General features: G+C 68.5%; 19 protein-coding genes. 7 read left to right on the top strand and 12 right to left on the bottom strand.

Annotation, left to right across the window (positions count from 1 at the left end):
- Positions 1–50: 50 nt before the first annotated feature.
- Positions 51–707: a class I SAM-dependent methyltransferase gene (locus tag MJ605_RS11085; protein WP_243041578.1), complete on the bottom strand. Its 657-nt coding sequence runs from the start codon at positions 705–707 to the stop codon at positions 51–53.
- Between the two features lie 176 nt (positions 708–883).
- On the opposite strand from MJ605_RS11085, the gene MJ605_RS11080 reads away from it, so the two are divergent.
- Entirely contained in the window at positions 884–2,128 is a 1,245-nt protein-coding gene (locus MJ605_RS11080; protein WP_243041577.1) for an MFS transporter, read from the top strand.
- Between the two features lie 48 nt (positions 2,129–2,176).
- Positions 2,177–2,662 (top strand): FKBP-type peptidyl-prolyl cis-trans isomerase, encoded by a 486-nt coding sequence (locus tag MJ605_RS11075; protein ID WP_243041576.1) that lies wholly within the window; start codon positions 2,177–2,179, stop codon positions 2,660–2,662.
- A 489-nt stretch (positions 2,663–3,151) separates the two neighbouring features.
- Here MJ605_RS11075 and MJ605_RS11070 read toward each other — a convergent pair whose 3' ends face one another.
- The 4 genes from MJ605_RS11070 to MJ605_RS11055 all read right to left on the bottom strand — a co-directional run bounded on the left by MJ605_RS11070 (position 3,152) and on the right by MJ605_RS11055 (position 6,132).
- Entirely contained in the window at positions 3,152–3,580 is a 429-nt protein-coding gene (locus tag MJ605_RS11070) for an organic hydroperoxide resistance protein (protein WP_243041575.1), read from the bottom strand.
- A 4-nt stretch (positions 3,581–3,584) separates the two neighbouring features.
- Positions 3,585–4,043, bottom strand: a complete 459-nt coding sequence (locus tag MJ605_RS11065; protein ID WP_243041574.1) for a MarR family winged helix-turn-helix transcriptional regulator — start codon at positions 4,041–4,043, stop codon at positions 3,585–3,587.
- A gap of 99 nt (positions 4,044–4,142) precedes the next feature.
- A complete protein-coding gene (locus MJ605_RS11060) occupies positions 4,143–4,718 on the bottom strand; it encodes a C40 family peptidase (RefSeq protein ID WP_243041573.1) in 576 nt (191 codons plus the stop codon).
- A 94-nt stretch (positions 4,719–4,812) separates the two neighbouring features.
- The gene (locus MJ605_RS11055; protein WP_243041572.1) at positions 4,813–6,132 is read right to left on the bottom strand and encodes a hypothetical protein; all 1,320 of its coding nucleotides are present in this window, start codon (positions 6,130–6,132) and stop codon (positions 4,813–4,815) included.
- A 54-nt stretch (positions 6,133–6,186) separates the two neighbouring features.
- Here MJ605_RS11055 and MJ605_RS11050 point away from each other — a divergent pair, with 54 nt between their 5' ends.
- The 4 genes from MJ605_RS11050 to MJ605_RS11035 all read left to right on the top strand — a co-directional run bounded on the left by MJ605_RS11050 (position 6,187) and on the right by MJ605_RS11035 (position 10,057).
- Entirely contained in the window at positions 6,187–7,446 is a 1,260-nt protein-coding gene (locus tag MJ605_RS11050) for an NAD(P)/FAD-dependent oxidoreductase (protein WP_243041571.1), read from the top strand.
- A gap of 40 nt (positions 7,447–7,486) precedes the next feature.
- Positions 7,487–8,833, top strand: coding sequence for a glutathione-disulfide reductase (gorA, locus tag MJ605_RS11045; RefSeq protein ID WP_243041570.1), 1,347 nt, complete (start codon positions 7,487–7,489; stop codon positions 8,831–8,833).
- A gap of 20 nt (positions 8,834–8,853) precedes the next feature.
- Positions 8,854–9,636 carry an N-formylglutamate deformylase gene (gene hutG, locus MJ605_RS11040; protein ID WP_243041569.1) on the top strand — a complete coding sequence of 261 codons (783 nt, stop codon included), beginning with the start codon at positions 8,854–8,856 and terminating at the stop codon, positions 9,634–9,636.
- Positions 9,637–9,829: 193 nt separating this feature from the next.
- Positions 9,830–10,057, top strand: a complete 228-nt coding sequence (locus MJ605_RS11035; protein WP_243041568.1) for a hypothetical protein — start codon at positions 9,830–9,832, stop codon at positions 10,055–10,057.
- Positions 10,058–10,138: 81 nt separating this feature from the next.
- Here the strand turns inward: MJ605_RS11035 and MJ605_RS11030 are convergent, their stop codons facing one another.
- The 7 genes from MJ605_RS11030 to asnS all read right to left on the bottom strand — a co-directional run bounded on the left by MJ605_RS11030 (position 10,139) and on the right by asnS (position 16,395).
- On the bottom strand, positions 10,139–10,561 hold the full coding sequence (locus tag MJ605_RS11030) for a RidA family protein (RefSeq protein ID WP_243041567.1): 423 nt from the start codon (positions 10,559–10,561) through the stop codon (positions 10,139–10,141).
- On the bottom strand, positions 10,558–11,226 hold the full coding sequence (gene can / locus MJ605_RS11025; RefSeq protein WP_243041566.1) for a carbonate dehydratase: 669 nt from the start codon (positions 11,224–11,226) through the stop codon (positions 10,558–10,560). The genes MJ605_RS11030 and can overlap by 4 nt, the downstream gene beginning before the upstream one ends.
- 10 nt (positions 11,227–11,236) lie before the next feature.
- Positions 11,237–12,688, bottom strand: coding sequence for an aldehyde dehydrogenase (locus tag MJ605_RS11020; RefSeq protein ID WP_243041565.1), 1,452 nt, complete (start codon positions 12,686–12,688; stop codon positions 11,237–11,239).
- Positions 12,689–12,935: 247 nt separating this feature from the next.
- Entirely contained in the window at positions 12,936–13,724 is a 789-nt protein-coding gene (locus MJ605_RS11015; protein ID WP_243041564.1) for an SDR family oxidoreductase, read from the bottom strand.
- Between the two features lie 30 nt (positions 13,725–13,754).
- Positions 13,755–14,069, bottom strand: coding sequence for a hypothetical protein (locus MJ605_RS11010; protein ID WP_243041563.1), 315 nt, complete (start codon positions 14,067–14,069; stop codon positions 13,755–13,757).
- Positions 14,070–14,104: 35 nt separating this feature from the next.
- On the bottom strand, positions 14,105–14,980 hold the full coding sequence (locus MJ605_RS11005) for a MalM family protein (protein WP_243041562.1): 876 nt from the start codon (positions 14,978–14,980) through the stop codon (positions 14,105–14,107).
- A gap of 14 nt (positions 14,981–14,994) precedes the next feature.
- Positions 14,995–16,395 (bottom strand): asparagine--tRNA ligase, encoded by a 1,401-nt coding sequence (gene asnS / locus MJ605_RS11000; RefSeq protein WP_243041561.1) that lies wholly within the window; start codon positions 16,393–16,395, stop codon positions 14,995–14,997.
- 132 nt (positions 16,396–16,527) lie between these two features.
- On the opposite strand from asnS, the gene MJ605_RS10995 reads away from it, so the two are divergent.
- The gene (locus MJ605_RS10995) at positions 16,528–16,854 is read left to right on the top strand and encodes a HesB/IscA family protein (RefSeq protein WP_243041560.1); all 327 of its coding nucleotides are present in this window, start codon (positions 16,528–16,530) and stop codon (positions 16,852–16,854) included.
- The last annotated feature ends 79 nt before the right edge of the window (positions 16,855–16,933 follow it).

The following is a 16,933-nucleotide window of genomic DNA, read 5'->3' as shown; positions in this document are numbered from 1 at the left end:
GGAGATCGTGAACAGGCTCTGAGAGGCGGTGGGCGGGTGCAGCCCTTCGTTCATGCCAGCTCCCTTTCGCCCACGATCAGGTAGCAGTCGAGCGGCATCCGCCCATGCAGCGGCCGCAGGGTGACGCGCAGGCCCGCCGCCTCCATGGGCCCGCGCAGCTCCTCGGCGCTGGGATAGTGTTGCGCGCCGACCCGCATCCAGCCGCTGGTGCGCAGGAAGAATTCCGATACCCGCGTGAGCTGGTAGCGCCAACTGCGCTCGCGCAGCATGGTGCGGACTATCACCCGTCCGCCGGGGGCCAGGTGCGCGATGGCGTTGGCAAGCAGGGTCTGCTGGCAGTCCCGGGGCAGGTAATGCAGCACGTCCAGTAGCGCCACGTGGCCGCGCAGCGGATGCTCGGCATGGCCATCGGCCAGGCGCAGGCGGAGCACCCGCTCCAGTCCCGCGTGACGCAGCGCGCGCTGGCCCGCCTCGATCTTGCGTGGGTCGTTGTCCAGTCCCAGATAGCCGCGCAGCACGCCGCGCACATGCAGGTATTGCCCCAGCAAACCCATGCCGCAGCCGATGTCCAGCAAGGGCAGCGGACGCGCGGCCACCAGCTCGGCCACCGCGGCATAGGCGGGATCGGCGGCCAGCTTGCCTTGCACGTAGCGGCGTTGGAGCCAGTGATCGTAGGAACCAGCGATGCGTTCGAGGGCGGCGTCCATGGCCGCCATATCAGCCGGTGGCGTGCCTGCATGGCGTGAAGGCGGAGTGCGCCAGGCATGGCACCGTCGTCACGCGCGCCGCACCGTCCGCCCTTGCGCTGCGGCGGCGCTGATGGTTCGCTTGGCGCCCTGTGCGCCGCGCCCGCGGATACGTTCGCCACGATGGAGTCTCGCCCATGTCACCGTTCGCGCCCCTGCGGGAGCTGACTTCCACCCAGCGCCATACGGTGCTCGCCAGCTTCCTGGGCTGGACGCTGGATGCCTTCGACTATTTCCTGCTCACCTTCGTGATCGTGGGCGTCGCGCGGGAATTTCATGTCGACAACGACGAAGTAGCGGTCGGCCTGCTGCTGACGCTGGCGGCCCGACCGTTGGGCGCGCTGCTGTTCGGGCGCCTGGCCGACCGCTACGGGCGGCGCCCCATCCTGATGCTGGACGTGGTGCTGTTCTCGATCTTCGAACTGGCCACCGCATTCTCCACCTCGCTGACCATGCTGCTGGTGCTGCGCTTCCTGTTCGGCGTGGCGATGGGCGGCGAATGGGGCATCGGCGCCTCGCTGGCGATGGAGTCGATCCCGCCGAAGTCGCGCGGCGTCGTGTCGGGCCTGCTGCAGAGCGGCTATCCCTGCGGCTTCTTCCTCGGCGCGCTGGTGAACTGGCTGTTGGTGGACCATATCGGCTGGCGCGGCCTGTTCGTGGTGGGCGCGGCGCCGGCCCTGCTGGTGCTGTACATCCGCCGCACCGTGCCCGAGTCGGAGGTGTGGCGGCAGGAGCACAAGGGGCAGGCGCGGCAGGGCCTGTTCGCCGCCATGCGTGGCCACTGGAAGTTGGCAATCTACCTGATGCTGCTGATGATGGCCTTCAACATGTTCAGCCACGGCTCGCAGGACCTCTACCACACCTTCGAGGAGGAGAGCCTGCACCTGCCCACCGGCTCGGGTGCGGCCTTCATGCTGGTGGCCATGCTCAACCTCGGCGCGCTGGTGGGCGGCCTGTTCTTCGGCGCGCTGTCCGAGCGGATCGGGCGCCGCCGCGCCATCGTCCTGGCCGCGCTGCTGGCTATCCCGGTGATCCCGCTGTGGATGCACGGCGGCTCGCTGTGGGCGCTGGCGCTGGGCGCCTTCCTGATCCAGGTGATGGTGCAGGGCGCCTGGGGCGTGGTGCCCACCCATCTCAACGAGCTGTCGCCGGAGGGCATGCGCGGCACGCTGCCCGGCTTCGCCTACCAGACCGGCAACCTGCTGGCCGCGGTGACCGCCAATGCACAGTTCGCCATCGCCCGGTGGCATGGCAACGACCTGGCCTTCGCCATGTCGGTGTGGATCGCCGGCGTGGCCGTGCTGCTGGCCGTGCTGGCCCGGCTGGGGCCCGAGGCACGCGGCGTGCGCTTCGGCCGGTCCCGCGCCGCTACGGGCGGCTAGCCGGGCAGACTGCTAGAATCCCAGGTTTGATCCATCACGAGACACGCAATGAAGGCTGGCAAGGACAAGGTCATCTCGCTCCACTACACGCTGACGGTGGACGGGGAAAAGATCGAGAGTTCGCTCGACCGCAACGAGCCGCTGTGGGTGCTGCTGGGCCATGGCCAGCTGATCCCCGGCCTGGAGAAGGCGCTGGAAGGCCACGAGGCCGGCGAGAGCCTGCAGGCCGAGATAGCCCCGGCCGAGGGCTACGGCGAGCGCCAGGAGGGCATGACCCAGCGCGTGCCGAAGAAGTATTTCCAGCAGGCCGCCAAGCTCAAGCCGGGCATGAGCACGGTGCTGGCGCTGAAGGAAGGCGGCCACCGCGTGGTGGTGGTGCAGAAGGTGGGCATGACCACGGTGGACGTGGATCTGAACCATCCGATGGCGGGCAAGACGTTGATGTTCGACGTGACCCTCAATGAGGTACGCGATGGGAGTGAGGAGGAGATCGCCCATGGCCATGCGCATCCGCCGGGTGCCGATGCCCATTGATGGCGGCGTCCCGCTTGGGGCGTTGCCGCCTCGAGAATGCCCGCCGCCCTGTGTAGGAGCGCACCCTGTGCGCGACCGCTTTTCGCCTCGGTCTGCCTTGCTCGTCTCGTCACCCCGGCGAAGGCCAGGGCCCAGGGCCTCGGTGCTTGGTTGTCGCGCTGCCGCCAGGGTGCCGCCTACGACCGAAGGAAGTCCCCGTGGGACGCGGCGGGCGTTTCGACGACCTGCCGGCCGCAACGCGCCGTGGCGGTGAGGGAGCGCGGCACTGCGATAGATACAAGCCTCGAAGGCCTTCGCAAGCCGAATCCGTGTCTCCTTCCGCCACACACCGCGGGGCGGCGATGCACTGAGGACTTAAAACCGCGCGCGCCTTACTCCCTCTCCCCTCCGGGGAGAGGGCTGGGGTGAGGGGCGGGCCTTGCGAGGCCTTTGCTGGTTCAAACAACAACGGCGCCTTTCGGCGCCGTTGTCGTTTCTTCTTTTAGTCGCTTACACCAGCGTGATCTGCACGTCCACGTTGCCGCGCGTGGCATGGGAATACGGGCAGATGTCGCGGTGGGCGGTGTCCACCAGTTCCTGCGCCACGGCGCGGTCGATGCCGGGCAGGCTCACGTCCAGCTTCACGGCGATGCCGAAGCCGGTCGGTTCGCGCGGGCCGATGCTCACGTGCGAGGTCACCGAGGCTTCCTTCAGCGCCACGTTCTTCTGGCGGGCCACGAAGCGCACCGCGCCTTCGAAGCAGGCGGCGTAGCCGGCCGCGAACAGTTGTTCCGGGTTGCTGCCGGCGCCGCCCGGGCCGCCCAGGCCCTTGGGAACGACCAACTGCAGGTCGAGCACGCCATCGTCGCTCTTGACGTGGCCTTCGCGGCCGCCGGTCACGGTGGCGTTGGCGGTGTAGAGAATCTTGCTGATGTTCATGGTGTCAGTCCTCGGTGGGGGATAGTTGGAGTTGCCGGGTGAGCTGCTTCAGTTCATCGCGCAATGCCTGCATCTGTCCGGGGGACAGGCGCAGGCGCTGCGCCATGCATGGGGGGATGCCTTCGGCCTGTTCGCGCAGGGCGAGGCCGGCATCGGTGAGCCGGATTTCCACCTCGCGCTCGTCCTCGGTCCGGCGCCGGCGATCGACCAGGCCCGCGGCCTGCAACCGCTTCAGCAGCGGGGTGAGCGTTCCCGAGTCCAGCAGCAGGCGCTGGCCCAGCTCGCGTACGGTGAGGCCGTCCTGCTCCCACAACACCAGCATCGCCAGGTATTGCGGGTAGGTCAGCCCCAGCGGCTCCAGCAGTGGTCGGTAAAGGCCGGTGACCGAGCGCGATGCCGCATAGAGCGCGAAGCAGAATTGCTGGTCCAGCAGCAGGTGGTCGGGGGTAGGTTTCCGTTTCATGGGGAGGATCATAAGCTCAAAATTAAATTGCATACAATTTAATTTTTCAATGGGAACGATAGGCGCGGCCTGCGCCGGCCCGGGCGAAGCAGGGGGAGGCTAATCGAGCAGGCGTTTGCCGAAGGCGAAATGGTCGCGCCAGTAGGGGCCGTCGATATCGTCCAGCCGCACCGTGCCGCCGCTGTTGGGGGCGTGCACGAAACGGCCCTTGCCCACGTAGACGCCGACGTGGCTGATGCCGCCGGAGCCGCCGAAGAACACCAGGTCGCCGCTCACCAGGTCGGCCATCTGGCGTACCCGTCGGCCGCTCATCTGCGCCATGTCGCGCGAGCTGTGCGGCAGGGCGAGGCCGGCGGCGTTCTGGTAGATGTAGTCGACCAGGCCGCTGCAGTCGAAGCCGCCATCCGGGGTGTTGCCGCCCCAGCGGTAGGGGGTGCCCACCAGGGCGATGGCGCGGAACAGCACATCGTTGGCCGTGCCCATGCTGCCGGCCGGCGCGCGGGCCGGCAGGTTGGCCAGCGACGAGTGTGAGTCCTTGTAGGTGGGCTCGGGGCGGCGGGCGCCGCCGGCGCAGGCGGCGAGCAGGAGGATCGCCGCGCCCAGCACCACCACATGCCGGGCCGCGCGCCAGGGTGTGTCCTGGCGCAAGGACGATTCGGCAGGCTCCTGGCACATCGCGCATCCCCTCAAGCATGAGACGGGCTTGAGGTTAGCAAATCAATGGTTTGGATAGAAGTTCTAAGTGGTCACTGGAAATCATCTCGCTGGCTCATGAGCCGGGCGGATCGACCTTGAGGTTGCGCTGGCTGAGCCTGCGGCCCTCGCGGTCCCAACTGGTCACCAGGTATTCGCCGGGGCGCAGGTACAAGGAGTTCATGCTGTTGTCGGTGAGAAAGACATAGCGGTCGGCGGGAATCGCATCCTCGCTTTCGCCGGCAAAGCGGGCTTCGACCATGCAGGGCAACTGCCGCTGGCACATGTCGCTGGAAATGACCCGGGTCTGGCGCGCGCCATCCAGGCCCAGCCAGTGCGGTCGGCGCTGGTGGCCGGAGGGCGGCAGGATCACGTCCACGTCGTGCCGGGTGGGATCGGAGGCCCACACGCTGCCGTTCTCGCGGCTGACCAGCACCGATGGACGCTCGACCGGGAATTGCCCGTACAACTGCCGGTAGGGGTCGCCCTTGGGCATGGGGCCGATGTCGCGCCAGCGGGTCTGGTCGATGGACAGCGGATCGAATCCGGTGAGCTGCTTCAATTGCATGGCCATCGGCTGGATGGCGTTGCCCAGGTTGCCCGGCGCCTTGTCGATGTGGGCGTAGCCGGCATGCACGAACAAGCGTGCCTTGGGGTCCTTGGCGAATACCTGCCGGTACAGCAGCCTGGCCTGGCCCGCCTCGCGGTCGGCTAGCGCATCGACGTCCGATTCGTAGGCCACCACCTGGAAACCGAGGCGGATCGCCTCGCGGATGATGTCGCCGTACAACGGCTCGTGCAGGTACTGGCTGCCGGTACTGGCGATGGCATAGCCACGTTTCATCAGGCCTGGATCGTCGTTGCCCAGCGCCTCGGCCGCGAAGTAGTTGAAGCCTTCCGCGCGCAGCTTGGGCAGCAGGGCCAGGGTCAGCTCGCGGGTATGCGCATCGTGGTGGGCCTCGTTGATCATCACGATGCGTCGCTCGCTCGACAGCCGGGCGATCTCGTCCGCCGCATCCACTGCCTGCCAGTCGGCGGGCAGGGGCAGGGTGACCGGCGTCTGCACGCGGTTGTCGAACGGGAAGTCCATGATGGCCTCGTCGTACAGGCCCAGCTCGTCCTCGATGGACGACAGCAACTGCTGGTCCACCAGGCGATCTTTCAGGGTCAGTTGCGGCATCACCTCGCGCAGGTACAGGTAGCGCGCCAGGTCGGTCTTCAGGTGGATGGTCTCGGCGAACAGGTCGCGCGACACCTGCAGGGACGAGGAGGCGGTGGCGGGCTTCTGCTGCGCCGCCGCCGTGCCGCCGAGCAGAACGGTGGCGATGGCGGGCAGCCATGCCACCGAGCGCCATGCATGCTTCATCCCGCCGGACTTCACCTCGGACGCTTCCATTGCTCTGATCCCCCCGCAGTTAGGGCCAAGCCGCAGCGACGCTACAATAACGCCATGGATGCTTCACGCAGTGATGTGTTGATTCTCGGCGGCGGCGTCATCGGCCTGGCCAGTGCGTATTACCTGCTGAAGTCCGGGGCCACCGTGCGCGTTCTGGAGCAGGGTACCCCGGGCTGCGGCAGTTCGCACGGCAATTGCGGCACGATCACCCCCAGCCACGCCGCCCCCCTGGCGATGCCGGGCATGCTGGGCGTGGCCCTGCGCTCCATGCTGCGTGCCGATGCCCCGTTGTACATCAATCCACGCTTCGATGGCCCGCGGCTGCGCTGGCTGCTGGGTTTCGCCCGGCATTGCAACTGGCGCGACTTCGAGCGTGCCGCGCGTGCCCGCTCGGCTATCCTGCAGCGTTCGCGCCGGCTGCTGGCCGAGCTGGTCCGGGACGAACGGTTCGACTGCGAGTTCCGCGAGGAAGGCGAGCTCTATGTCTATCGCACCGCATCGGCCCTGCAGTCCGACGAGAAGCACCATGCCCGGGTGCTCGACCGGCTGGGCGTGGAAGTGCAGCGCCTGAACGGCGACGAGGTGCAGGCGCGCGAGCCGGCCCTCAAGCCGGGCGTGGCGGGCGGCCTGTTCCATCCCGGCGATGCGCGCCTGCGGCCCGACCGCTACGCGGCGGAACTGGCGCGGCGCGTCATCGAGCTGGGCGGCGTCATCGAGAGCGGCGCGCGCGTCGAGCGCTTCGGCACCGATGCTGGCCGCATCGGGCAGGTGCACACCACGCGCGGCGCGTTCCGCGGCGAGCGCGTGGTGCTGGCGCTGGGCGCCTGGTCGCCGCTGACCGCCCGCTTGCTCGACCTGCGCCTGCCGATGCAGCCGGGCAAGGGCTATTCACTCACCTACACGCGTCCGGCGCAGGCCCCGCGCCACGCGCTGGTGCTGCGCGAGGCGGCGGTGTGCGTCACCACCTGGGAGTCCGGCTTCCGCCTGGGCAGCACGATGGAGTTCTCCGGCTATGCCGAGGGCCTCAATCGCACGCGCCTGGACGCCTTGCGCCGTGGCGCGGCAGAAAGCCTGCACGTGCCGGAAGGGCCGCAATTGCAGGAAGAATGGTGGGGCTGGCGGCCCATGAGCGTGGACGAGGTGCCGATCATCGGCCCGAGCACGCGCTGGTCCAACCTGCTGCTGGCCACGGCGCACGGCATGCTGGGCATCAGCATGTCGGCCGCGACGGGCGAGCTGGTGGCGGCGCTGCTGCATGGCGGCACGCCGCCGATCGATCCCGCGCCCTATGCGCCGGCGCGTTTCGGGGCATGATGCCGGCGTCGCCCGCACGCCGATGGCTGGAGAACATGGCATGGCCGAATCCTTTGACCTGATCGTGCTCGGCGGCGGCTCCGGCGGGCTGGCCTCGGCCTTCCGCGCGGCGCGCCACGGCGCGCGCGTGGCCTTGCTGGAGCCCGCCGCGCTGGGCGGCACCTGCGTCAACGTCGGCTGCGTGCCGAAGAAGGCGCTATGGTACGCGGCGCAACTGGCGCAAGGGCAGCACCTGGCGCTCGACTACGGGTTTGCCGTCACGCCCGGCGCGCTCGACTGGGAGCATTTCCGACAGCTGCGCCAGCGCTATATCGACGGCATCCGGGAGCGCTACGCCGCGCGCCTGGCGGAGTCCGGCATCCGGGTGTTCGCCGAGGCCGGCCGCTTCGTCTCGGCCGACACCATCGCCACGGCCAGTGGCGGCGAACTGCGCGCTCCACAGGTCGTGATCGCCACCGGCGGCCGGCCGCGCCGCCTGGATGTGCCGGGCTTCGAGCTGGGGCTGGTGTCCGACGACATCTTCGCGCTGCATGACCTGCCGCGACGCATCGCGGTGATCGGCGGCGGCTATATTGCCGTGGAATTCGCGGGCCTGCTGCGCGCCCTGGGCAGCGAAGTCACCCTGCACGTGCGCAACCGCCTGCTGGCGGGCTTCGATGCCGAGCTGGTGGACATGCTGGAAGAACACATGCGCGTGCAGGGCATCGAGGTCACGCACCAGGTGCGGGTCGATGGCCTGCGCCGCGAGGGCGAGGGCATCGTTTTCGACGATGGCGTCAACGGCCCCTGCGGTCCCTATGACGCGGTACTGTGGGCGGTGGGGCGCGTGCCCAATACCGACCGCCTCGGCATCGAGGCGGCCGGCGTGCACGTGGACCAACTGGGGCGCGTGGTCACCGACGCGTGGCAGAACAGCAGCGTGCCCGGCATCTATGCGGTGGGCGACGTCACCGAGCGTTTCCAGCTCACGCCGGTGGCGGTGGCCGCGGGCCGCCACCTGGCCGATCGCCTGTTCGGCGGGCAGCCGGACAGCCGGCTCGACTACGAGAACATCGCCAGCGTGGTGTTCGCCGAGCCGCCGCTGGCGATGGTGGGGCTCACCGAGGCGCAGGCGCGCGAGTTCCACGGCGACGCCCTGCGCGTCTACCGCAGCCACTTCACGCCGCTGCAGTGGGCGGTGGCCGGCCACAAGCAGCAGAGCCTGATGAAGATCCTCTGCATCGGCGAGGAGGAGCGCGTCGTCGGCATCCACGTGCTCGGCCCCGGCGCCGAGGAAATGCTGCAAGGCTTCGCCGTGGCGATGAAGATGGGGCTGCGCAAGCGCGACCTGGATGCGACGGTGGCGATCCATCCCAGTTCGGCGGAGGAACTGGTGCTGATGGGCTAGCGCCGGAATAGACTGCCGGCATGACTGCTACCTACACGCTCCACCGCGGCACCGCGCCGCTGCTGATCAGCCTGCCGCACGATGGCAGCCATATCCCCGGCGGCATCGCCGCGCGCATGCGCCCGAACGCCCGGCGCTCGGCCGATACCGACTGGCACATGCACCGCCTCTACGCGCCGCTGGCCGAGGTGCTGGGCGCCAGCGTGCTGCGGCCGCTCGCCTCGCGCTACGTGGTGGACCTCAACCGTCCCGCCGATGGCCAGGCGCTCTACCCGGGACGCCGCGAAACCGGGCTGGTTTCCACCATCGGCTTCGATGGCGAACCGCTCTACCTCGACGGCGAGGAACCCTCGGCCGAGGAAATTCAACAGCGGGTGAACGCGTTCTGGCGTCCCTACCATGAGGCACTTTCGCAAGAACTTGAACGCTTGCGCGCCGAGCATGGGCGCGTCGTGCTGTGGGAAGGGCATTCCATCCGCAGCCGGGTGCCCATGCTGTTCGAGGGACGGCTGCCCGACTTCAACCTGGGCACCGCCGACGGCGCCAGCTGCTCGCCGGTCCTGCAGCAGCGCTTGCAAGGCGTGCTGGAGACCCAGTCCCGCTATGGCTTCGTGGTGAATGGGCGCTTCAAGGGCGGCTACATCACCCGCCACTACGGCCGTCCGGAAAACGACGTGCAGGCCGTGCAACTGGAGCTGGCGCAGCTCAACTACATGGACGAGGACAGCTTCGCCTACGACGAGGCGAAGGCTGCCACGTTGCAGGAGACCATCGCGGCGCTGCTGCGCCTGTGCGTGGCATAAGCGCAAGAAGCTTCGGCTCCCGTTAGGGACTTGCAAAGTCAAGACGCTCGCGGCGGAAATCTCACGCGCCCGCTTGCGCCGGGCGGTTCCGGCACGCGCCGAAACGTGCCATGGTTTGGCCGTCGCGCCGCCCGTGTCGCCGGGTTCCGGCCGGGTCCGCGATGCAGGTTTCCAATGTTCGAGGCTCATCAACATGCGTAAGTTCGCGATCGCTTCCCTGCTTGTGGCGGGTGTTGCCCTTTCCGGCGCGGTGCTGGCCCAGGACGCTGCTCCCCCGGCGGCGCCCGCGAAGTCGGCCAGTTCCTCTTCGCACCATCACAAGAAGGACAAGTCGGCCAACAGCCAGCCGAAGCAGAAGGGCGGCCACTCGGTCAAGCGCACGGCCAAGTCGACGCTGCCGCAGACCACGGCCAGTCACTGAGCGCCAACGATGCGAAGCCCTGCGCGTGAGTGTCGGGGCTTTCGTTTGGAAAGGTGATGGGCGTGGCACGCCCGCTTTCCCTTATTCGCCTTTCAGAGCCGCCACGCACTTGAGCTCGATCGCGATCGGCGTCGGCAACGCGGTGATGCCTAGCGTGGTGCGGCAGGCGTCCACGCCGGCGAAATACTCAGCATAGAGCCGGTTGTAGGCGGCGAAATCGCGCGCCATGTCGGTGAGGAACACGGTCACGTCGACCAACGCATCCCAGCGCGCGCCGCTGGCCTCCAGGATCGCACGCACGTTGGCGAATACCTGGTGGCACTGCGCCTCGATGTCGTAGCCGACCAACCGGCCCTGCGCGTCGTAGACATTGCCGGGAATGACGTTGTCGCCGGGCCGGCGGGGGCCGACGCCGGAGAGGAACAGCAGGTTGCCCACCCGCCGCGCGTGCGGATAAGCCCCGACCGGGGCGGGCGCCTGGTCGGTGCGGACGGTGTCGCTCACCGGTTGAATTCCGGCAGGGTGCCCAGGCGCTGCAGGGCGTGCTCGTAGGCGGGCCGGAGTTCCGGGTAGGCGCTGACGTGCATGCCCAGATCGTTCACATGGCCATCGAACAGGCTGTAGCACCACGCGTGCACTGACAGCTTCTGCCCACGCTCCCACGCATCCCTCACCATGGTGGTGTGGCACACGTTGACCACCTGCTCCATGGCGTTGAGCTCGCACAGGCGAGCGTTGCGCAGGTTCATCAGGTCGATGGAGGAAAGCAGGCCGGCATGCTTCTGCGCCACGTCGCCCACGTGGCGCAGCCAGTTGTCGACCAGCCCGAGGCGGCGGTCGTCCAGCACTGCCTGCACGCCGCCGCAGCCGTAGTGGCCAACCACCAGGATGTGCTCGACCTTGAGCACGTCCACGGCGAACTGGATGGTGCTCAGGCAGTTGAGGTCGGTATGCGAGACCACGTTGGCGACGTTGCGCTGCACGAAGATGTCGCCGGGCGGCAGGTCCACGATCTGCGTGGCCGGTACGCGCGAGTCGGAGCAGCCGATCCACAGGTATTTGGGCGCCTGCTGCTGGGCGAGGCGTTCGAAGAAGCGCGGGTCCTGAGCGCGTACCGCGGCCGACCACACGCGATTGCTGTCGAGCAGGTTTTGCAGGGGGCTTTTCACAGAGAGGTTCTCAATAGCGTATGCAGATGTTTTTCGGCTCGGTGAAGAAGCGCAGCGCTTCCACGCCGCCCTCGCGTCCCAGGCCGGATTGCTTGGCGCCGCCGAACGGCGTACGCAGGTCGCGCAGCAGCCAGCAGTTGATCCAGACGATGCCGAAGTCCAGCCGTTCGCCGATGCGGTGCGCGCGGGAAAGGTCGCGCGTCCACACCGACGCGGCCAGGCCGTAGCCGGTGCCGTTGGCGATGGCCAGCGCCTCGTCCTCGTCCTCGAACGGGATCAGGCTCACCACCGGCCCGAAGATCTCGTGCTGGTTGGTGAGGGCGTCGGGGCCCAGGCCCTCGATGACCGTGGGGGCCACGAACCAGCCTTCCGCGCAGCGGCCCGGCACGTGGACGGCCTCGCCGCCGCAGAGCACGGCGCCGCCTTCCCCGCGCGCGGTGGCGATGCAGTCCATCACCTTGTCAAAGTGCTCCCGCGAGACCAGCGCCCCCAGGTCGCTGCCCGGCTCGTGCGGATCGCCCACGCGCAGCGCCTTCACACGCGCCAGGTAGCGTTCGCGGAACGCACCGTAGATCGAGCGCTGCACCAACAGGCGCGAGCCACACAGGCAGATCTCGCCCTGGTTGGCGAAACCGGAGCGCACGATGGTGTCCAGGTTCGCGTCGCTGAGATCGGCATCCTCGAACACCACGGCGGGATTCTTGCCGCCCAGCTCCAGCGAGACCTTCTTGAAGTGCGGCGCCGCCGCGGCGGCGATCTGCGCGCCGGTGCGCGTGCTGCCGGTGAACGACACCGCCTTGACCGCGGGATGTTCCACGATGGCCTGTCCCACGCTGGGGCCGCGGCCCTGCACGATGTTGAGCACGCCGGGCGGGAAACCCGCCTCGATGCTCAGCTCGCCCAGCAGGGCGGCGGTGCAGGGCGTGGTCTCCGAGGGCTTGGCGACCACCGCGTTGCCCGCGGCCAGCGCGGGAGCGATCTTCCAGGTGAACAGGTACAGCGGCAGGTTCCACGGGCTGATGCAGCCCGCCACGCCGAGCGGCTGGCGCAGCGTGTAGTTGATCGCGCCGGTTTCCATCGCGTGCGATTCGCTGCTCCACGCCACCACCTGGGCCGCGAAGTAACGCAGGTTGGCGATGGCGCGCGGAATGTCCAGGCTGCGCGCCTGGGCCAGCGGCTTGCCGCTGTCGCGCGACTCCAGCGCGACGAAGTCCTCGAACCGCTCCTGGACGAGAGTGGCCAGCTTGTGCAACAGGCCGGCGCGCCGCTCGGCGGGCGTCGTGGCCCAGCCCGGCGCGGCGCGCTGTGCCGCCGCCACGGCATCGGCGACATCCTCGGCGGAGGCATCGGGACAGTGCGCGAACACCTGGCCGGTGGCCGGCTCGAACACGTCCAGCCAGCGATCGTCGCGCGGCGCCTGCAGGCGGCCATCGATCAGGTTGGCGAGGCGCGGAATAGGCATCGGCGAAGCTTAAGGCCTGCGCCCGCCGAATGCACCGGACGCCGCCGTATGCGGCGCGATATTGCTTTCTGTAGGAGCGCACTCAGTGCGCGACCGCAGGGACGAGGGACGAGTAGCGAGGGCGCAAACCCGAAAGTCTATCGCCCTATACAGGCTGGCCTCAGGTACCTGGACTTTGCGCCCCCGCTACCCGCCCCTCGTCCCCCCGCTTCACCGGCCGCGCACTGGGTGCGTCCCGCAGGTGGAATCAGGCCAGCGCCCGTGTCCGCCCGCCATCCACCGCGATGCTGATGCCGTTGACGTAGGCCGCGGCCGGCGTGCACAGGAAGGCGACCACGGCGGCCACCTCAGCGGCCTCGCCGAAGCGCCGGGCCGGCACGCTGGCCAGCATGCCTTGCGCCACTTCTTCCTCGCTGCGGCCGCTGCTTCGTGCCTGCGCCGCCAGCAGCCCGTCCAGCCGCGCCGTGCGGGTGTAGCCGGGCAGCACGTTGTTGACCGTGATGCCGTCGGCCGCCACCTCGCCCGACAGGGTCTTGGCCCAGGCGGCCACGGCGGCGCGCACGGTGTTGGAGACGCCCAGGCCCGCGATCGGCTCCTTCACCGAGGTGGAGATTACGTTGACGATGCGCCCGTAGCCGCTGGCCCGCATGCCCGGCAGCAGCGCCTGCACCAGCGTCTGGCCGGCCAGCAGGTGCTGGCGGAAGGCACTTTCGAAATCGGCCGCCTCGGCGGCGTGGATAGGCCCGCCCGGCGGGCCGCCGGTATTGTTGACGAGGATTTCCAGCGGATGGTCGGCCACGATGTCGGCCAGTGCGTCGCGCAACTGGTCGGTGTGCAGCATGTCCACCGCGAACCAGCGATGGTGCTGGCCGTCGCGGCGTGGCAGGACCTCGACGGTCGTCTTCAGCGCATCGGCCGAGCGCGCGAGCAGGGTGACGCTGGCGCCCAGCCCGGCCAGCTCGGTGGCGCTGGCGCGGCCGATGCCTCGCGAGGCGCCGCATACCAGGGCATGGCGACCGCTCAGATCCAGCAGCATGGCGGGACTCCTTGTTGGCGGGGAAACGGGTTAGCGCGCGTTGAACTGGAGCCCCAGGGCGGCGAACCAGCACAGCCATGCGGTCCACAGACTGTAGCGCCAGGCCTGCCGCCAGCGCGTGATGGCGCCGTCCTCCAGGGCGGGCAGTACCGGCGAGCGCAGCGCCAACTGCAGGCGCATCCAGGTGCGCAGCAGGTTGGTCGGCCTGCCGTCGCTCTCGGCGATGATCTGCCACTCGTGCGGATGGCGACGGCGCAGCAACGCGGCCACACGGTACTGCGAGGCGAAGTGCAGCAGGAAGCAGGCCACGCCGGCAAGCAACAGGGTGAGATAGAGCTCGATCATGCCGTGCCTGTCATCAGGGTTTGTCCGCGACGCGGTCAGCCGTTCGATGCGTTGCTGGCCGGCGCGGTCGAGGCCGCGCCATTCTGCGTCCCCGTGGCCTTGGCGGCATCGGTCTTGCCGTCATTGCCACCGCCCAGCCCGGGCAGGGGAAGGGCCTCGCGCAATGTGCTGAGCACGCCGTTGCCTTCCGCCGGCTTGGCGCAGATGGCGCTGTCGATGGCGCTCTGGTAGGTCTTGTCCATCAGCCCCAGCCAGACGGTGCCATCCGGCCCGTGCGGCACCTTGAAGGTGCCGGCCGCGGCCATCTTCACCGGCGCCTCGGCGGAGAAAGCGGCGGGCGATTGCTCCCAGTAGGTGCTGTCGGCCTGCTGCTTGGCCGAGCTGTACAGCACCAGGTAGCGGGCGCGGGGATCGTTGATTTCCGCGCTGCCGAAGGCGCCGGTGGTCTCGTCGGTCCAGCCCATGTGCTCGCACAGGCCGATATCCTTGCTGCTGATCGGCTGGAACGCCTCGTCCAGCACCACCACGGTCGGGGCGAACAGGTAGCTGGCGCGCAGCCAGCGCCCGTTGAGCTCGGACTTGAAAGCAATGCGGTAGGGCAGCCTGGCCTCGCGCGGCAGGCTGAAGCTGAGGAAATAGCTGCGTTCGCCATTGAGGCTGGCCACCATGCTGCCGGGACCCAGTACGAACTTCTGCGGCCGCCAAGGCAGGACGTTCTGGTAGGAGAAGTCGGCGAAGGTGGTGCAGCAGGGCGTGGCTTGCTGCAAGGCCTTCTTGGCCTGGTCGAGGCTGCCGTTGACGTTCTCCGGCGGCCGCAGGTTGGGCGGCACCAGCGTATTCATGCTGTGGCAACCGCCCACCGTGAGGGCGAGCAGGGTAATGGCGATGGCGGTGATCGGGCGATAACGCATGGATGGACCGTGGATCAGAATTCGGCTGTCCCTGCCGCACGTGGATAGGGAATGGCGTCGCGGATGTTGGACAGGCCGCACACGTAGACCAGCAGGCGCTCGAAGCCCAGGCCGAAGCCGGCGTGCGGCACGGTGCCGTAGCGGCGCAGGTCACGATACCAGCCGTAGGTGGCCGGATCGAGCCCGAACTGGACCATGCGGCGGTCCAGGTAGTCCAGGCGCTCCTCGCGCTGGCTGCCGCCGATGATTTCGCCGATGCCCGGCGCCAGCACGTCCATCGCCGCGACGGTTTTCCCGTCGTCGTTCAGGCGCATGTAGAAAGCCTTGATCTGCTCGGGGTAGTTCATCACCACCACCGGCCGGCCGACGTGCTTCTCGGCGAGGTAGCGCTCGTGCTCGGTCTGCAGGTCGATGCCCCAGGCCACCGGGAAATCGAACTTCTGGCCCGATTTCTTGAGGATCTCCACCGCCTCGGTGTAGTCGATGCGCTCGAACGGTTCGGCGATAAAGGCTTCCAGACGGCTGATCGCCTCGGGCAGCACGCGCTCGGCGAAGAACGCCATGTCGTCCGGGCGCTCCTCCAGCACGGCCTTGAAGATCGCCTTGAGGAAGCCCTCGGCGCAGTCGGCGTCGGCGTTGAGGTCGGCGAAGGCGATCTCCGGCTCCACCATCCAGAACTCGGCCAGGTGGCGCGGCGTGTTGGAGTTCTCGGCACGGAAGGTCGGGCCGAAGGTGTACACCTTGCTCATCGCCAGGCAGTAGGCCTCGACGTTGAGCTGGCCGGACACGGTGAGGAAGGCCTCGCGGCCGAAGAAGTCCTTGCGGTAGTCGATCTTGCCGTCCGGCGTGCGCGGCAGGTTGGCCAGGTCCAGGGTGGACAGGCGGAACATGTCGCCGGCGCCCTCGGCGTCGGAGGTGGTGATGATCGGCGTGTTGATCCAGAAGAAGCCTTGTTCGGTGAGCCAGCGGTGGATCGCCGTCATCATCGTGTGGCGCACGCGCGTCACCGCGCCAAACAGGTTCGTGCGCGGGCGCAGGTGGGCCACCTCGCGCAGGAATTCCATGGAATGCTGCTTGGGCTGGATCGGGTAGGTCTCCGGGTCGTCCACGAAGCCGGTGACCTCGACCGACTCGGCCTGGATCTCGAAGCGCTGGCCCTTGCCCTGCGAGGGCACCAGGGTGCCGGTGGCGATCACGCCCGCGCCGGCGGTGAGGTGCTTCACCTCGCCTTCGTAGTTGGGGACCTGGCCGGTGACCACCACCTGGATCGGGTCGAAGCAGGAGCCGTCGCTGATATTGACGAAGGACAGGCCTGCCTTGGAATCGCGCCGCGTGCGGACCCAGCCGCGCACGGTCACGGTGCTGCCGGCCTCGATGCCGCCGGAGAGAGCCTGTTTGACGCTGACCACCGCCATGGATTGAAACTCCTGCTGGGCGCCGCATATCGGACGCGTAAGTCGAACGGGGCATGATAATGTACGTCCCATTCAGGTAGCGACCTTTCGCGATCCCTTTCCGACCACCGAAACGCCCCGCAGTTGCACGCCATGACCATCACCATCACGCCAGCCGCCAGCGAACGCATGCGTACCTTCCTTGCCGGTACCCCCGGCGCCGCCGGCGTGCGCTTCGGGGTCAGGCGCACGGGCTGCTCGGGCTTCGGCTACGTAGTGGACCTGGCCGACGCGGTGAACGAAGGCGACGAGATGGTCACCATCGACGGCGTGCCGCTGATCGTGGACGGCAAGAGCCTGCCGCTGGTCGACGGCACCGTGATCGACTTCCAGCGCCAGGGCCTGAACGCCAGCTTCGTCTTCCACAACCCCAACGCCACCGGCGAGTGCGGCTGCGGCGAGAGCTTTACGGTGGGGTGAGCCGTTGTGAAGCAGGGGCGAGTAGTAGGGGCGTGAGCCCATACGGTTGAGCAGGTCGTTGTGCCCAGGCGCCCGGTTT

Source organism: Dyella sedimenti (assembly GCF_022760995.1).
GTDB classification, from domain to species: Bacteria; Pseudomonadota; Gammaproteobacteria; order Xanthomonadales; family Rhodanobacteraceae; genus Dyella; species Dyella sedimenti.
This window is presented reverse-complemented; position numbering and strand designations above follow the sequence as displayed.

What these genes read in the sequence shown, in the direction of transcription:
- MJ605_RS11085 (WP_243041578.1), bottom strand. Translation starts at nt 707, where the DNA reads ATGGACGCCGCCCTCGAACGCATCGCTGGTTCCTACGATCACTGGCTC.
- MJ605_RS11080 (WP_243041577.1), top strand. Translation starts at nt 884, where the DNA reads ATGTCACCGTTCGCGCCCCTGCGGGAGCTGACTTCCACCCAGCGCCAT.
- MJ605_RS11075 (WP_243041576.1), top strand. Translation starts at nt 2,177, where the DNA reads ATGAAGGCTGGCAAGGACAAGGTCATCTCGCTCCACTACACGCTGACG.
- MJ605_RS11070 (WP_243041575.1), bottom strand. Translation starts at nt 3,580, where the DNA reads ATGAACATCAGCAAGATTCTCTACACCGCCAACGCCACCGTGACCGGC.
- MJ605_RS11065 (WP_243041574.1), bottom strand. Translation starts at nt 4,043, where the DNA reads ATGAAACGGAAACCTACCCCCGACCACCTGCTGCTGGACCAGCAATTC.
- MJ605_RS11060 (WP_243041573.1), bottom strand. Translation starts at nt 4,718, where the DNA reads ATGTGCCAGGAGCCTGCCGAATCGTCCTTGCGCCAGGACACACCCTGG.
- MJ605_RS11055 (WP_243041572.1), bottom strand. Translation starts at nt 6,132, where the DNA reads ATGGAAGCGTCCGAGGTGAAGTCCGGCGGGATGAAGCATGCATGGCGC.
- MJ605_RS11050 (WP_243041571.1), top strand. Translation starts at nt 6,187, where the DNA reads ATGGATGCTTCACGCAGTGATGTGTTGATTCTCGGCGGCGGCGTCATC.
- gorA (WP_243041570.1), top strand. Translation starts at nt 7,487, where the DNA reads ATGGCCGAATCCTTTGACCTGATCGTGCTCGGCGGCGGCTCCGGCGGG.
- hutG (WP_243041569.1), top strand. Translation starts at nt 8,854, where the DNA reads ATGACTGCTACCTACACGCTCCACCGCGGCACCGCGCCGCTGCTGATC.
- MJ605_RS11035 (WP_243041568.1), top strand. Translation starts at nt 9,830, where the DNA reads ATGCGTAAGTTCGCGATCGCTTCCCTGCTTGTGGCGGGTGTTGCCCTT.
- MJ605_RS11020 (WP_243041565.1), bottom strand. Translation starts at nt 12,688, where the DNA reads ATGCCTATTCCGCGCCTCGCCAACCTGATCGATGGCCGCCTGCAGGCG.
- MJ605_RS11015 (WP_243041564.1), bottom strand. Translation starts at nt 13,724, where the DNA reads ATGCTGCTGGATCTGAGCGGTCGCCATGCCCTGGTATGCGGCGCCTCG.
- MJ605_RS11010 (WP_243041563.1), bottom strand. Translation starts at nt 14,069, where the DNA reads ATGATCGAGCTCTATCTCACCCTGTTGCTTGCCGGCGTGGCCTGCTTC.
- MJ605_RS11005 (WP_243041562.1), bottom strand. Translation starts at nt 14,980, where the DNA reads ATGCGTTATCGCCCGATCACCGCCATCGCCATTACCCTGCTCGCCCTC.
- asnS (WP_243041561.1), bottom strand. Translation starts at nt 16,395, where the DNA reads ATGGCGGTGGTCAGCGTCAAACAGGCTCTCTCCGGCGGCATCGAGGCC.
- MJ605_RS10995 (WP_243041560.1), top strand. Translation starts at nt 16,528, where the DNA reads ATGACCATCACCATCACGCCAGCCGCCAGCGAACGCATGCGTACCTTC.